Source organism: Collinsella sp. AF05-9 (assembly GCF_003465595.1).
Lineage (GTDB): Bacteria > Actinomycetota > Coriobacteriia > Coriobacteriales > Coriobacteriaceae > Collinsella.
In genome coordinates, this window is record NZ_QSBB01000002.1 from 22,240 (window position 1) to 37,557 (window position 15,318).

The following is a 15,318-nucleotide window of genomic DNA, read 5'->3' on the forward strand; positions in this document are numbered from 1 at the left end:
TCTTAAGCTCGTAGGCAACCGCCACGCCCGCTGATATCTCACCCACACGAGACGTATTCGATTGCGGCTTGGTTGCAAAACGACACCTGTCACCGGATATCATGAACGCTGTTCAGGTGCACTATAGTAAGCTGTATCCGCACCAGCCCGTATCAGTGACAACATCGACCGCATTTTCCAGGAGACGCCATGACCCAACCAGTTCGCACCGCACCTACGCTTGCCGAGGTTGCCGCAGCTGCCGGCGTGTCGCGCTCCACGGCATCGCGCGCCCTCAACGATTCGCCCCGCATTAGCGAGGAAACCAAAAAGCGCGTCCGTGCGGCGGCCAAGAAAGTCAATTTTGTCCCCAATGCCCGTGGCCGAGCGCTCGCTGTCGGGCGCACGGAAATCATCGCCGTGCTCGTGACCGAGCCCCTGAGTGAACTCTTCAGCGACCCCACCTATAGCGAGTTTTTGAGCGGTATTACCGAGGAACTGTCGGAGTCGTCCTATCTGCCCGTTATCTTGCAGGCGTCTTCTACGCATGAGCGCAACCGCGCACGCGAGCACTTTGAGCGCCGCTCGTTCGACGCCGTGATCGACGTCTCCCCCTACAAGGGCAGCGAGCTGCTCGAGGTGCTGCGCGAGCTGGGCGTACCCACCGTGTTGTGCGGCCAGCTCGAGGGCCACCCCTATCGCGATGTGTTCTCGACGGTCTACTCTGACGACGAAGAGGGCGGACGCTTTGCGGCACACGCCATGAAGGAGCGCGGGCGCAAAGATATCGTCGCCGTGTTGGGACCGCAAGACAACCCCGCTGTTGTCGACCGCCTGCGCGGCTACCGCGCCGTCTTGGGCGAAGACCTCCCAGACGCAAACGTTATCTATACCGGCTGGAACAGCGGAGACGGCTATCAGGCCATGCGCCAGATCCTCGCGCGCAAGATTGCTTTCGATGGCGTGCTCTGCGGATCGGACCGTATCGCGGCTGGCGTCATCACCGCACTCAACGAGGCAGGCCTATCTGTTCCGGCGGAAGTTTCTGTCGTCGGCTTCGACGATCACGAGATTGCGACGCGCTGCGTCCCCGCACTCACGACCGTCCGCCAGCCCCTGCGCGAAGAAGGCCACATGGCCGCCAACATTGCGCTCGACATGATCAAGGGTGCCGAGCCCACCACCACCGTCATGCACATGCAGCTCGTTCAGAGAGACTCGCTGTAGGAAACTGGGCCGGGCTTTCCGCCAGACAGTTGCTGTGGAAAGCCCGGCCCGTTTTGAGCGCTCATTCTGGGGCACAGTTTCCGTTAGACAGCTCAACCGGAAACTGTGTCCCATTATTTTGCCGAATTCTGGGTCGCGCTTTCCCAGAGGACCCCCTTTGGGAAAGCGCGACCCGTTCTGGACGCAGATTCCGGGACGCACTTTCCGCGACGCCCGGTCATCCCATGCCCTCACAATCTCGGCGCATAAAAAACGAGGGAAGGCACGCGTCCTTCCCTCGTTGCGGGCAATATGTAGCCGCTCGCTTACATCAGGCGCAGGCTGACATCCTTGAGCTGGGCGCCGGAAACGGCACTCGGAGCGCCCGACATAAGGTCGGAGCCGCTGGCCGTCTTGGGGAACGCCATGACGTCGCGGATGGAGTCGGAACCGGTGAGCAGCATGCACACGCGATCCAGACCCAGAGCGAAACCGCCCATCGGGGGTGCACCAAACTTGAGCGCCTCCATGAGGAAGCCAAACTGCGACTCGGCGCGCTCCTCGGTAAAGCCCAGGAGCTTGAGCATGGACATCTGCATCTCGGCGTTGTGGATACGCATACCGCCGCCGCCGGCCTCAAAGCCGTCCATGACAAAGTCGTAGGTGCACGAACCGGCTGCCAGCGGGTCGGCCTCGATCTTGGCGATGTCGGTCTCGGTCGGCAGGGTGAAGGGCTGGTGCTCGGCAGCGTAAGCCTTGCGATCCTCGTCCCAGTGGAACAGCGGGAAGTTGACGACCCACAGGAAGTCGTGGCCCTCGCGCTTGATCTCGAGCGCATTGGCCATGTGGGAACGCATGCCGCCCAGGATCTCGTCGGAGAGCAGGCGCGGACCGGCGGCGAACATCACAAGGTCGCCGGGCTCGACGCCCATGCGCTCGCGCAGAGCCGCCATCTCCTCGTCCGAGAAGAACTTGACGATGGGGCTGTTGATGGAGCCGTCCTCGCGGAATGCGATCCAGGCCAGGCCCTTGGCGCCAAACGTGGAGGCCACACCGGCGAGCTTATCGATCTTGGCGCGAGCCCAGGCACCGGCGCCCTTGGCGTTGATGGCCTTGACGACGGAGCCCTCCTCGTTTGCGGCAGTCGCAAAGACCTTGAACTTGGAGTTGGCAAAGATGTCGGTCAGGTCGACCAGGTGCATGCCATAGCGGGTATCGGGCTTGTCAGAGCCATAGGTGTCCATGGCTTCCCAATAGTCCATGCGGCGCAGCGGCGTGGGCATCTCGACACCCATGCGGCCGAAGGCGTCGGCCAGGACCTCCTCGAGCGCGCTCATAACGTCGTTCTGGTCCACGAAGGACATCTCGATATCGACCTGGGTGAACTCGGGCTGACGGTCGGCACGCAAGTCCTCGTCGCGGAAGCACTTGGCAACCTGGTAGTAGCGCTCGACGCCACCGACCATAAGCAGCTGCTTCAGGAGCTGAGGGGACTGCGGCAGGGCGTAGAAGTTGCCCGGCTGGATGCGGCTGGGAACGATGAAGTCGCGGGCGCCCTCGGGCGTGGACTTGAACAGGGAGGGCGTCTCGACCTCCATGAACTCACGGTTGTGCAGCGCCTCGCGAATGGCAAAGGTAAAGTCGGAGCGCAGCTTGAGGTTGGCCATCATCTCGGGACGACGGAGGTCCAGATAGCGATAGCGCAGACGGGTGTCCTCGCTGGTCTCGATGCCGTCCTCAATCTGGAACGGCGGGGTGACGGATGTGTTGAGCACCTCGGCGTGGTCGGTCAGGACCTCGATCTCGCCGGTCGCGAGCTTGGTGTTGGTGGTCTCCTCGCCACGGGCGCGCACGACGCCGTGAATCTTGATGGGCCACTCGGGACGCATGGTCTCGGCGATCTTAAAGGCGTCGCCGTCGGAGTGCTCGGGGTCGAAGGTGAGCTGCGTGATGCCCTCGCGGTCGCGAAGGTCGCAGAAGATAAGGCCGCCGTGGTCGCGGCGACGGCTCACCCAACCGGTGAGGGTGACCTCTTCGCCCACGTTCTCGCGGCGAAGCTCGCCGCAGGTACGGGTGTGCATGGAATGCTCGTCGATGGGACGGGTCTGGCTCATACCAGTGATCCTCCTTTATGGATCTGTGCCGCCCCGTGTCGTTCCGGGCGGCGTCGTACAGATTTGCCCAGCCTGCGTAAACCGCGCAGCCAGACATGGCGTTCTATCTTATCGCACTCGCGTCGATGTGCCGCGAAAAAGTGGCTCCTGCCCAAAGACTTGACGGAGACGAAACAATTGACGCGCCGTGACACCCGCCCGCGCTCGTCACGTGCGACAATGTGCCCCAATACAACTGCACTTGGAAAGGCCCGCCATGACTGCACGCCTCATCGTTATGGATATCGACTCCACGCTCATCAACCAGGAGGTCATCGACCTGTTGGGCGAGGAAGCCGGCGTGGGCAAGCAAGTGGCGCAGATCACCGAGCGCGCCATGCGCGGCGAGCTTGACTTTAAGCAAGCGCTCGAGGAGCGCGTGGGGCTGCTTGCCGGCTTGGACGAGAGCGTGTTCGAGCGCACCTTTGAGCGCGTGACGTTTACCCCCGGCGCGCTGGAGCTTGTGCGCTCGGCGCACAGCAAGGGCTGGAAGGTCGGCGTCGTAAGTGGCGGCTTCCACGAGGTTGCCGACAAGATCGTGGCCGCCGCGGGAATCGACTTTTGCCTGGCCAACCGTCTGGAGGTCGTAGGCGGCAAGCTCACCGGTAAGTTGGCTGCCGACATTGTGACCAAGGAGTCCAAGCTCATCCAGCTGCTGGACTGGGCAGTTGAGTGCGGCGTCGACATGGCCCACACCGTCGCGATCGGCGACGGTGCCAACGACATCCCCATGATTCAGGCCGCGGGCACGGGCATCGCGTTTTGTGCCAAGCCCAAGACGCGCGAGGCCGCCCCGTTTGCCATCGACGAGCGCAATCTGATGCTCGCCATGGACATCATCCTGCGTGACTAGTCAATCCATCTAACAAGTGAATCAGTCTGTCCTATAGTTTCCGAACAATTTTGTCTTAATGTTCGGAAACATACCCTTTGAGTGCTAGACTTTGCGCCGTCGAAGGGAACATATATGGATAAGCGAGATCTTGAGCAGTTACTGAGCGATGTTGCCGGCGGGGCAGTCACCCCGGCCGTCGCCCTCACGCGCATCCAGACGGCTCCGACCGCCGATTTGGGCTTTGCGCAGCTCGATCTTTCGCGCGGGGTGCGCCAGGGAGCCGGCGAGGTTGTCTACGGTGCCGGTAAAACCGCCGATCAGATTGCCGCCATTATCAAAGCGCTGCGCGATGCCGGCCAGGAGCGCATCCTGGTCACGCGCCTGGACGCCAAAAAGGCCGCCCGCACCTCGGAGCTTCTCGGCAACGGCATCGACCTGGGATATGTCCCGGACGCGCAGCTCGCCCTCGTGGGCGGCAAGCCCTCCCCTACCGGCAACGGACGCATCGTTGTCGCCTGCGCCGGCACGAGCGACCTGCCCGTCGCCGAGGAAGCCGCGTTGACGGCCGAGTTCTATGGCAACGAAGTCGATCGCCTTTACGACGTGGGCGTCGCCGGGCTGCACCGCCTGCTTGCGCATGCCGAGGAACTTGCCCAGGCGCAGGTGGTCATCGCCATCGCCGGCATGGAAGGCGCCCTGGCGAGCGTCATCGGCGGCCTGGTGAGTTGCCCGGTCATCGCCGTTCCCACCAGCGTGGGCTACGGCGCGAACTTTGGTGGCGTGGCCGCGCTGCTCGCCATGCTCAACTCCTGCGCCAGCGGCGTCTCGGTCGTCAATATCGACAACGGCTTTGGTGCCGCCTACCAGGCAAGTCTTATCAATCATCTGAGCGCCGGCACGCCCTGCGCCCGCTAAGGAGCATCCCATGTCCAACCATCAGCACACGCTTATCATCGACGGCACCTCGGGCATCAGCGGCGATATGACCGTTGCGGCCCTGCTCGACCTGGATGCCAGTGAGGAGCAGCTGCGCGAACAGCTCGCCACGCTGCCGGTCGATGGCTTTTCGATCGCCGTCACGCGCGTAAACAAGCACGGCATCGACGCCTGCGACTTTGACGTTCAGCTGGCAGAGGAGCTCGAGAACCACGACCACGATATGGCCTGGCTCTACGGCAACGAAGCAGCTGTCGAGCATATGCATGAGCATGAGCACCACCATCATCATGACCATGACGAGCATGAGCACGAGCACACACACGACCATGACCATGAGATCCACGGCCATGGCCACGAGGGGCATCATCACGCCCACCACCATCACCACCGGTCTTTGGCGGACGTCACCGCCATTATCGATGGCTCGCAGCTAAGCGATGGCGCCAAGCGTCGCGCCCTCGCCATCTTTACCGCACTCGCCGCTGCCGAGGCCAAGGCTCACGGCAAAACGCCCGAGACCGTCATGTTCCACGAGGTGGGCGCCATCGACTCCATCGTCGACGTCTGCTCTGTCGCCATCTGCCTCGATGACCTGGGCATTGAGGACATCGTGGTCGAGTCGCTCTCCGAGGGCCACGGAACCATCCGCTGTGCACACGGCCTCATGCCCATTCCCGTCCCCGCTGTCGTCAACCTGTGCCAGGCGGGCAATATCGCTCTCACGCCTGCACCGGTCGCTGGCGAGCTCGTAACGCCCACAGGCGCCGCCATCGTCACCGCCCTGCGTACGTCCGACCAACTGCCCTCACGCTACCGCATCGAAGCTGTCGGCTACGGCGCCGGCAAACGCCCCTACGAGGGTTGCTCCGGCACGCTCCGCTGCCTGCTCGTTCACGCGGACGCATAGCCATGGATGCCCGCAAGGCAAAAAGCCGCGCCGCCATCGTTGCGGCGTTCTCCGAGCTCCTGCGCGAGGAAGATTACGGCAAGATCACCGTCGGCGACATCATCGCTCGCGCTCACGTAGGCCGCGCGACATTCTACGGTCTCTTTAAGAGCAAAGACGACCTACTGTCCGAACTCGTGAGCGACATCTGCACCCACGCTCTTGACGACGATGGCACACCGCTCGACGACCCACTCGTGCAGGTCGAGCATATCCTCAACAATCTCTGGGAACGCCGCCAGGGCGTTCGAGCCCTCGTAGCCGGCGCCGGCTCACGCGTCTTCGCCGACTGCTTACGCAAGACCATCATGTCACGAGCAGCCGAAACCGTCCCCACCGACCCAAACGGCCCCGCCGCCACCATGGACCGAAGCTTCCTACTACACCACATAGCCTCAAGCTTCGTAGGAATGGTCCAATGGTGGGCCTGGCACAACTTCCAAGCCAACAAATCCAACGTAGCCAAAGACTACCTCTCAGCCATACAGCCCCTCTTCAGCTAAGTAAGAAGCTCATCCCAAAGCATCACCCCAACCTAGGGCGCCACGCATCCCAAAGTGTCAACAACAGCTCAACGCCCCTATCAGCAACAAGCCCCTCCCATCCAAATTCAGATATATGTTGGGTTGCTTGCTCGAGCGCAGCAAAGATCCCGCAGCTGGCCGCATGGGGTAACTTCCCAGCGCATTCCGCAGGACGCAAAAAGGCTCGCCGCACGAAGTGCGCAGCGAGCCTTTTTGCATGTCCGAGGACGCGCTGGGAAGTTACCCCATGCGGCCAGCGGACAACTATGTAGCCTTCGACTAGAACATGCCCAAGAAACCATGCACAAACAGCGCGGCCACAATAGCACCGACAAACGGCGCGATGCCAGGAACAAGCAGACCATACTTCCAGTTGTTGTCAGCCTTGTTCTTAATCGGCAGCACCTGATAAGCAAGGCGGGGACCAAGGTCACGTGCCTGGTTCATAGCGAAGCCGGTGATGCCGCCCATGCCCATGCCAACGGCCCAGACAATCAGGCCGACGCAGATGGCGAGCATCAAAACGTCCTCACCAGCACGGCTAGCAGCAGCAAGGATGGCGCTAATGAACACAAAGGTGCAGATTGCCTCGCAGAAGAAGTTGCGGGCATAGTTCGTACCCTCGGTGGTGGGGTTGGTCGAGAAGATGTTGCGCTGGGCAATGGGATCGACGACACCCTCGGAAGCCTTGAACTCATCGGCATACATAAACCAAGCGATCACGGCACCCACAAAGCCGCCGAGCATATCGGCAAGCATGAAGGGGATGCAGTTGCCCCACGGCACCAGACCGACGATGCACTGGGCAAGCACCATAGCGGGGTTCATGCACACGGCGCCGCCAAAGACAAACAGGCAGACCGAGATGCCAAAAGACCAGGTGGTGATGGCAAACATATGGCCGGAGCCCTGATACTTGGTGCCTTTGAGCACGGTATCGCAGTGCACGCCCACGCCAAAGACGATCATGAGGGCCGTCGCGCCGAATTCGCAGAGGAGTTTGGTAAGCATAAAACCTTATCTTTCTTGTCGGTTATAAACGATTCGTTTAAGCCGCGCACTAGTGCTGCGCGACGACAACACCCAGGCCATCGGGGATGACGGCGACCTTGGCGTCGGCACCCTTCATCTCAAAGGCGAGCTTGAGCGCCTCCTCGAGGGTGTTGACCGGCGTCATGTGCATATCCTTGAGCATCTGGTGATCGCACAGGTCGGTGACCATGATCACGGGGTGATGCGCCAGGATGCGGGCAAAGATCTGGCTCGTCCACTGATCGGGCAGGGTCTCGTCCTTAGGACGATCGATACAGGCGCGCTCAAACTCTGCCGGATCGTTGTCGGCGATGTTGTGATAGAAGCCCTCGCCGCCGTGACCGTCGGCACAACCGGCGACGTCGATGATCACGCCGCCCTCGGGAAGCGTGGCCTCGGCAGCGCACATGCCCTTCACAGCCTGATAGATGTTCTGATCGAGGGGGTAGCCGCCGTTAGTGGTAATGGCGATCTCGCACTCGACGGGCTCAACGCCGGCAAGGCTCTTCACGAACTCGCAGCCAGCCTCGTGCGCCTTGTGGATGTCGCCGGCAAAGGAGCCAATGACCTCGTGCTTGCCGTTGAGCACCACGTTGAGCACAAAGGCAAGGTGAGCCATCTCGGCGGCGGCAAACATGTCCTCGCTCACGTGGTTGTGGCACAGGTTGCCGGCACGCGAGTGGGAATCGTTCACAAACTGACCGTTGTGGTTGTACATGATGGTCTTGTAGCTGGCGATGCCAGGCAGGACGGACTTGCGGCTACCAGAGAAACCGGCAAAGAAGTGCGGCTCAATAAAGCCCTCGGCAAGCAGCAGATCGCAATCGGCCGCAATCTTGTTGATGATGCACTCGCCACCAGAAGGCAGGGTGCCGATCTTTTTCATCATGCTGTCGTCGGTCGCGACATGCATAACGATTTCCTCGTTGGCAACGATGTCCTCGCCATACTTATTGACGAGCTCCTCGTGCGTCGACGGACGGTGCATACCCGTAGCAACCAAAATACGCACACGGGCCTCGGGCGCAGCGGCATGAATGTGATGCAGCAGAATAGGCATCGTCACACGCGAAGGAACGGGACGCGTATGGTCAGAGCTGATAATTACGATATCCTTTTTGCCAGCACAAAGCTCCTCGAGCGAAGGCGAGCCATAAGGGTTGGCAAGCGACTCCTCTACCAGCTCTTCCTGCGATTTTGTAGTCTTAAACTCGTTTTGATGACCTTCCATCACACCCGCGAAGTTCTTGTCCTCGAGCTCCAGATGCAACGTCTTGTGGTCAAACGGTAGTTCACATTCAAACATTGACGAGCGCCCTCTTCCTTTCAACTGACACACTAGTCAAACCGTTGGAAGGATACGCCGCTCACCGAAAAACACCACCGTCCACCGACTCATTAACACAACGTTCATATTTGACCCATAACAAAACGGCCGTGGTCCCAATGAGGACCGCGGGCGCTACAGTCGCAAGGCGAGAAGCGCCAAACGCGCCGCCGAGACAGACCCCATCCAAAACGCGCGAAGCGCGCTATCTTTTCCCCAGCAGTAATCCGCCGAAGACCGGACATCGTAGGGCCCCATCAGTTTACTTTTAGGCACACTCCGCAGGACGCAAGAAGCCCTCGCCGCACGAAGTGCGCAGCGAGGGCTTCTTGCATGTCCGAGGACGTGCCTAAAAGTAAACTGATGGCGGACCCGGACGACTACAGGGTTATCGATTACCCCGTGTTCTGCAATCCTGCCGAGACGCCGGTCACAGTCGAAAGAATCAGGCTCATGTACTCGGCCTTCTTCTCCTCGGCCATCTCGTCCTGGTTCATACGCACCTCGCGAAGGGCGCGGACCTGAGCGATGGACAGGGCGTCGACATAGGGGTTACGCACGCGAACGGCGCAGCCAAGCACGCGACGGCGCTGTAGCGGCCACTCGTCACCGACGATGGCAAGGACCCACTTACGCGTGAGCTGCATCTCGGTGAAGACCTTCTTGGACAGATCCTGGCGATCGCCCAGGTGCAGATACATCTTGGCGATGCGCTGGTCGGTCTTAGCGATCGACATCTCGATGTTGTCGATGAACGTGCGGAAGAACGGCCACTCCTGGTAGGCAGCCTTGAGCTGGTCAAGATCGCCCAGCTGCTCGCAGGCGGTACCCAGACCGTACCAAGCGGCCAGGTTAATGCGAGCCTGGCTCCAGCTGAAAATCCACGGAATGGTACGCAGGTCGTCGAGCGACTTGGCACCCAGACCGCGCTTGGCCGGGCGCGAGCCGATCGGCAGCAGACCGACCTCGGTCAGCGGCGTCACGGTCGAGAACCACGGTGTAAAGTCCTCGGTGTTCAGCAGATCCAGATAGCGCTCGTGGCTTGCAGCGTTGAGCTTCTCGGCCATATCCCAGAACTTCTGCGTGGTCTCGGTGTTGGTCTTCTCGACGCTCGGGGCCGACTGCAAAAGCGTTGCAGCGGCAACGGACTCAACATGGCGCTGAGCCAGCGTGCGGTTACCGTAACGGGCAAAGATGACCTCGCCCTGCTCGGTGAGCTTAAAGAAGCAGTTGACCGAACCCTTGGGCTGCGCCAGCACGGCCTTGTTGGCCGGGCCGCCACCACGGCCCACGGCACCGCCGCGACCGTGCATGAGCACCAGATCGATATCGTTCTTCTCGGCCCACTTGGCAATACGCTCCTGTGCGGAGTGCAGCGCGAGCATAGCCGTGGTAGGACCGGCATCCTTGGAGGAGTCGGAATAGCCCAGCATGACCTCCATGCGACGGTTGGTCTGGGCAAGGCGCTTTTGCACCACGGGCAGCGTAAGCATCTGGTCGAGCACGTCGACGCAGCCCTCGAGGTCCTCGAGCTGCTCGAACAGCGGGATCACGTCGAGCTCGGGGACATCCTCCTCATGCGCAAAGGACAGGTGGGCAAGCTCAAAGACGTCGGCCACATGCTGGGCGCTCTTGGTGAACGAGATGATGTAGCGGTGCGCCATCTTCTTGCCGTAACGCTTTTGGATGGAGCCGATAGCGCGGAAGGTATCGATGACCTCGCGCGTCATGGGCTGCAGATCACCATGGATACCGTTCTCGTGGATATCCTTGAGGGCGCGGGCGTGCACCACGGAGTGCTGACGGAACTCCATCTCGACCATGTGGAAGCCGAAGGACTCGACCTGCCAGATGATGGTCTGGACCGGGCCGTAGGCAGCACGGACGGCACCGCAGGCGGCCAGCGAGCGCTGGACGACGCGCAGGTCCTCCAGGAACTCATCGGCGCTGTGGTACATGGTGTCGGTGATGCGACGCACGGTGGCGTTGAGTCGGTCGGCCATGACGAGCATGACGGCGCGATGCGGCTCGTGCTCGGAGATTAGTTCAGCACGTGCGGTGTACTGAGTGCTCATCTCGACCTGATGGTTCCACAGGTTGATGAGCTCGGCAGACGGCTTGCTGTAGGTGGCCTCGAGCGTGAGGTTGCGGCCGATGCGGCGGCACTTGTCCTCGAGCTTGAGCACCATATGGGTGAAATACTTGGCAGCGACCTCGCGGCTCACCTTGGCGGTGACGTTGGGGTTACCGTCGCGGTCGGAACCGATCCAGCTGCCGGGGTGGAAGAACGCCGGGCACAGCGGCGGCACGGTGCCGGCCTTATCGCCCAGCACCCAGTCATCAAAACGACGATAGATGACGGGAATAACGTCGAACAGCGTGTTATCGAAGATGTCGATGATGGTATCGGCTTCCTCGACCGGCGTGGGTTTCTTGAGCGCGATGGGGCTCGTACGCACCAGGGCGTCGATCTCCTGCAGCATATGGCGCTCGTTCTCCACCAGGTCGGAACCGCCCAGACGCGGACGCTCCTCCAGCAGGTTGGAGATACGGCGAATCTTGCCCTCGACGGCCTTACGACGGGCCTCGGTGGGATGTGCGGTAAAGACAGGGTGGAACTCGAGCTTGCCGAGCAGCTCGTTGGCGCCCTCGACACCCATCTCGTTTACCAACTGGTGATAGGCGACGGTGAGTTCGTTGGCAGGATCGACCTCGGTATCGGTCGATGCGCCGGCCTCGCGCTCGCGCAGCTGCGCCACACGGTAATTCTCCTCCGACAGGTTTGCCAGATGGAAGAAGCTCGTAAAGGCGCGGACGATAACCTGCTGTTTATCGAGCGGCAGGCTGTCGATCATATCGACAACCTCGCGAAACGCCACGGCGGTGGGCTCGTCGGCAGTGGGCACGCCCTGCTCGTCGACGGACTCGTCGGCAGCACGGCTACCGGGGTTGCCGGCATTGGCCACAATCTCGGCTGTCAAAATCTTGTCGAACAGGTCCGCGATCTCGGGATCATACTCGCTAAGCACACGGCGCTCCAGGCGCAAGAACAGCGCCAGATTGTCGCGCAGCTCCTCGGGGATCTCGATCTCGGCGAGACGCTCCTTGGATTCGGCATTCGAGCCGATTCGGTTAACGAGGCGGTTGACCACGGCAGCGACGCGCGCCGCGGCTTCGGGTACAGACTGGTTGCTTAGGTTCTCAGCCACGTTTCCTCCCATTCCTCCTTCTATGCACGTAACATGCGGTATTCATTATAGGCGCTTGCGAAATACTTTCGATACTGATTGCGCTTTACCACACAAAAGTATTTTCTGCATTGCAAGGGTTTTGCTCTAAATGGTCGTATTTCTCGGTGGACGGCATACACAAACGGGGGCATTCCGCATAAATGCGAAACACCCCCGTAACAATCGCTCGCAATGGACGGGACACTCAAGCGGGTCCGCAGCTCAAAATGATGCGCTACAGGCGCTCGCGAACCGCCTCGACGACGTTGGCCAGATCGGCAAGGACCTCTTCATGGCTCTCCATGTCGCGCACCTTGACCTTGCCGGCGGCAAGCTCGTCGCCACCCAGGACCAAAATGAGCTTGGCGCCAACCTTGTCGGCCTGCTTGAACTGAGCTTTGAGCGAACGACCCTGGTAGTCGGCCTCGGTCACGATGCCAGCGGCGCGAAGCTCCTGCGTGATGGCAAAGACGTTCTGACGCAGCTCCTTGCCGGCATTGGCAACGTAGACGCACGGGGCCTCCTCGGCACCCAAGTCGTTACCAAAGGCCTGCAGGGCCAGCAGGGCGCGCTCAAAACCGACGGCAAAGCCGACGCCCGCCGTGGGCTTGCCACCCTCGAGCTCGACCAGGCCGTCGTAGCGGCCGCCGCCACCGATGGAGCCGACGCCGGCACCGGGAGCCTCGACCTCAAAGACGGTGCGGGTGTAGTAGTCCAGACCACGCACCAGTGTGGGATCCTCGACATACTCGATACCGGCGGCATCCAGATAGCGCTTGACCTGCTCGTAGTGCTCGCGGCACTCGTCGCACAGGTTGTCGCCCATCAGCGGCGCGTCGGCCATGATCTCGCGGCAGTGGTCGTTCTTGCAGTCGAAGGCACGCAGCGGGTTGAGCTCGGCGCGCTCGCGGCACTCATCGCACATCTCGTCTGCGTGATCGAGGATGAACTGCTTAACCTGCTCGCGGTAAACCGGACGGCACTGGGCGTCACCCATCGAGTTAATGAGCAGACGGAGCTTGGAAAGATCGAAGCCCAGGCGCTTGTAGAACTCCATGAGCATGATGATGCACTCGGCGTCTGCCGCCGGATCGGGAGCGCCGAGCCACTCGATACCCACCTGGTGGAACTGGCGCAGGCGACCCTTCTGGGGACGCTCGCCACGGAACATGGCCTCGGCGTAGTAAGCCTTAAACGGCGTGGAGCCCTGGGGCACCAGGTTGTTCTCCACGACTGCGCGCACCACACCGGCCGTGCCCTCGGGACGAAGCGCCAGGCGCTGCTTGGGCTTGAGTTTTGTGTCGGTGCCCTCGGTAAAGACGCGCTCCAGGTTGGCGCCGCTAAAGACGCGGAACATCTCCTTGCGCACGACGTCGGTCGACTGGCCGATGCCGTGGACAAAGACGTCCACCTGCTCGATCGCGGGCGTCTCGATGGGTTTAAAACCAAACGGCTCGAACACGCCGGCAGCGATCTGCTGCATCTTTTGCCAAGCGCGCATCTCGGCGCCGATAAGGTCGCGGGTTCCCTCCGCCTTCTGTGCCTGCATGGGCAAACACCTTTCTTTTGTATCGCGTCATAGGTAGTGGACATTATACGGCACAAAGCAGCAACGCGGCGGCGTGTCTGACCGAACGAGGGTATGGGGACTCGTTCGGCCAGACACGCCGCCGCGGTTTGTGATCCCTTTTCCTCCGTCCCCTTCGGATTACGTGATCCCTTGGGGACGGAGGAAAAGAGATCATTTCGTAGACCCGTGGCTGCCCTGGAAACCGAATGACAGTACGAGCATCCATTCGGCTTCCAGGGCAGCCACGGGCAGAACAGGCAAACAGGAATAGGCGGCGACCCGCTACTCCCCCGCCACGCTTGCGCGCAGCTTGGCGGCGATGGGCTCGGATGCCAGCAGGAACACGAGCATGACCACGGAGCACGCCAGGCACACAATCCAGGTGCTCGCAAAGGAGCCCGTGGCATCGAACAGCACGCCCGAGACAATGGCGCCCACGGTGCCGCCGACCATCTCGAGCGAGGTAATGGTGCCCGTGACCTTACCCAGGTCGGCCATGCCAAACTGCTTGGACGCGGCGATGGTAGGCGTGATGGTGCCCATGCACGTTCCAACACCAAAGCTCACAGCGGCGACAATAGGACCGAGGTCCGTCGTCGGGAAACACAGCGCCACGCAGGCGATAATGCACGCAACGGAGCCAAGGATATTGCCAAAGCGGTCATAGATCGCACCGAGCGAAATCTTGGCAATAACGACGGTGACCATGTAGGCCGAAAGTACGGTACCCGCCCACATGGGATCGTGGCCGCCCGTGACGATCTTGGTGCCGTTGACGGTGACGCTCGTCATATTCGTAACCTGGTTGGGCAGGATGGCGCCATTGACAAGGCCCATAAAGAGGAATGCCGCGACGAGCAGCCAGAATGCCGGGCTCTTCTTAATGCGCGACCAACCGACGCTGACCTCTGGGGCCGTATGCTCGTCCTTATCGCCCGCGGTGGAAACAGACGGATCGCCCGGGTTCTCGCCGAGCGGCTTCAGGCCAATCTCGGAAGGTTTGGTGCGGAAGGAATACGCCGTGATGGGCAGCGCCGCCACAATGCAGACGGCGGCAAGCACCAAGAAGGCGGAACGCCAACCCACGCTCACGATCAGCGAGCTTACGATCGGCGAGAGAATGGCACCGCCAAAGCCCGAGCCCGAAAGCGCAATGGAGATAGCAAGACCGCGCTTGGCCGTAAACCAGTTGGCAGTGACGAGGCTAATGAGCAGACGGGTCGAGGCCACGGCGAAGCAGCCCGAGACGGCAAAGAGCACGTAGACCTGCCAAAGCTCGCCCACAAAGCTCATGCCGACAAGCACGGCAGAGGTGGCGATAACGGTGAGGGAGCCCAAAACGCGGCCGCTCACCTTATCGGCGACATGGCCGATCACAAGCGAACCCACAACGCTCACCACGGTGGAGATGGCATTGGAGATGTTGTACTGCGCAAGGGAAATGCCCAGGTCGCTGACGATCAGCGGCTGGAACAGGCTCATGCAGTTGACGAAAATCGTGTAGCACGTGGCCATGATCACGAAGCCAGAGGCCACCACGAGCCAGCCGGGGAAGAACTTACGTTGCTGGGACATGG

General features: G+C 61.2%; 11 protein-coding genes. 5 read left to right on the plus strand and 6 right to left on the minus strand.

Going from position 1 to position 15,318, the window contains the following annotated elements; translation table 11 throughout:
* Positions 1 to 189 precede the first annotated feature (189 nt).
* Positions 190 to 1,206, plus strand: coding sequence for a LacI family DNA-binding transcriptional regulator (locus DWV43_RS00870; protein WP_117817674.1), 1,017 nt, complete (start codon positions 190 to 192; stop codon positions 1,204 to 1,206).
* Positions 1,207 to 1,511: 305 nt separating this feature from the next.
* Here the strand turns inward: DWV43_RS00870 and aspS are convergent, their stop codons facing one another.
* Positions 1,512 to 3,299, minus strand: coding sequence for an aspartate--tRNA ligase (gene aspS, locus DWV43_RS00875; RefSeq protein WP_117817672.1), 1,788 nt, complete (start codon positions 3,297 to 3,299; stop codon positions 1,512 to 1,514).
* 256 nt (positions 3,300 to 3,555) lie between these two features.
* Between aspS and serB the strand changes: the two genes are divergently transcribed.
* The 4 genes from serB to DWV43_RS00895 all read left to right on the plus strand — a co-directional run bounded on the left by serB (position 3,556) and on the right by DWV43_RS00895 (position 6,561).
* Positions 3,556 to 4,191, plus strand: coding sequence for a phosphoserine phosphatase SerB (gene serB, locus DWV43_RS00880; RefSeq protein WP_117583380.1), 636 nt, complete (start codon positions 3,556 to 3,558; stop codon positions 4,189 to 4,191).
* A 114-nt stretch (positions 4,192 to 4,305) separates the two neighbouring features.
* A complete protein-coding gene (gene larB / locus DWV43_RS00885; RefSeq protein ID WP_117583381.1) occupies positions 4,306 to 5,088 on the plus strand; it encodes a nickel pincer cofactor biosynthesis protein LarB in 783 nt (260 codons plus the stop codon).
* 10 nt (positions 5,089 to 5,098) lie between these two features.
* On the plus strand, positions 5,099 to 6,019 hold the full coding sequence (locus DWV43_RS00890; protein ID WP_117583382.1) for a LarC family nickel insertion protein: 921 nt from the start codon (positions 5,099 to 5,101) through the stop codon (positions 6,017 to 6,019).
* 2 nt (positions 6,020 to 6,021) lie between these two features.
* Complete coding sequence (locus DWV43_RS00895) at positions 6,022 to 6,561, plus strand: TetR/AcrR family transcriptional regulator (RefSeq protein ID WP_117817670.1); 540 nt, start codon at positions 6,022 to 6,024, stop codon at positions 6,559 to 6,561.
* Between the two features lie 300 nt (positions 6,562 to 6,861).
* Here DWV43_RS00895 and larD read toward each other — a convergent pair whose 3' ends face one another.
* From larD to DWV43_RS00920, 5 genes are all read right to left on the minus strand, one after another.
* The gene (gene larD / locus DWV43_RS00900; RefSeq protein ID WP_117583384.1) at positions 6,862 to 7,593 is read right to left on the minus strand and encodes a D/L-lactic acid transporter LarD; all 732 of its coding nucleotides are present in this window, start codon (positions 7,591 to 7,593) and stop codon (positions 6,862 to 6,864) included.
* Between the two features lie 49 nt (positions 7,594 to 7,642).
* Positions 7,643 to 8,920, minus strand: coding sequence for a nickel-dependent lactate racemase (larA, locus tag DWV43_RS00905; protein ID WP_117583385.1), 1,278 nt, complete (start codon positions 8,918 to 8,920; stop codon positions 7,643 to 7,645).
* 416 nt (positions 8,921 to 9,336) lie between these two features.
* A complete protein-coding gene (locus DWV43_RS00910) occupies positions 9,337 to 12,150 on the minus strand; it encodes a phosphoenolpyruvate carboxylase (protein ID WP_369831442.1) in 2,814 nt (937 codons plus the stop codon).
* Positions 12,151 to 12,406: 256 nt separating this feature from the next.
* On the minus strand, positions 12,407 to 13,720 hold the full coding sequence (gene hisS / locus DWV43_RS00915; protein WP_117817668.1) for a histidine--tRNA ligase: 1,314 nt from the start codon (positions 13,718 to 13,720) through the stop codon (positions 12,407 to 12,409).
* Between the two features lie 303 nt (positions 13,721 to 14,023).
* Positions 14,024 to 15,316, minus strand: coding sequence for an MFS transporter (locus DWV43_RS00920; protein WP_117816959.1), 1,293 nt, complete (start codon positions 15,314 to 15,316; stop codon positions 14,024 to 14,026).
* Between the last annotated feature and the right edge of the window lie 2 nt (positions 15,317 to 15,318).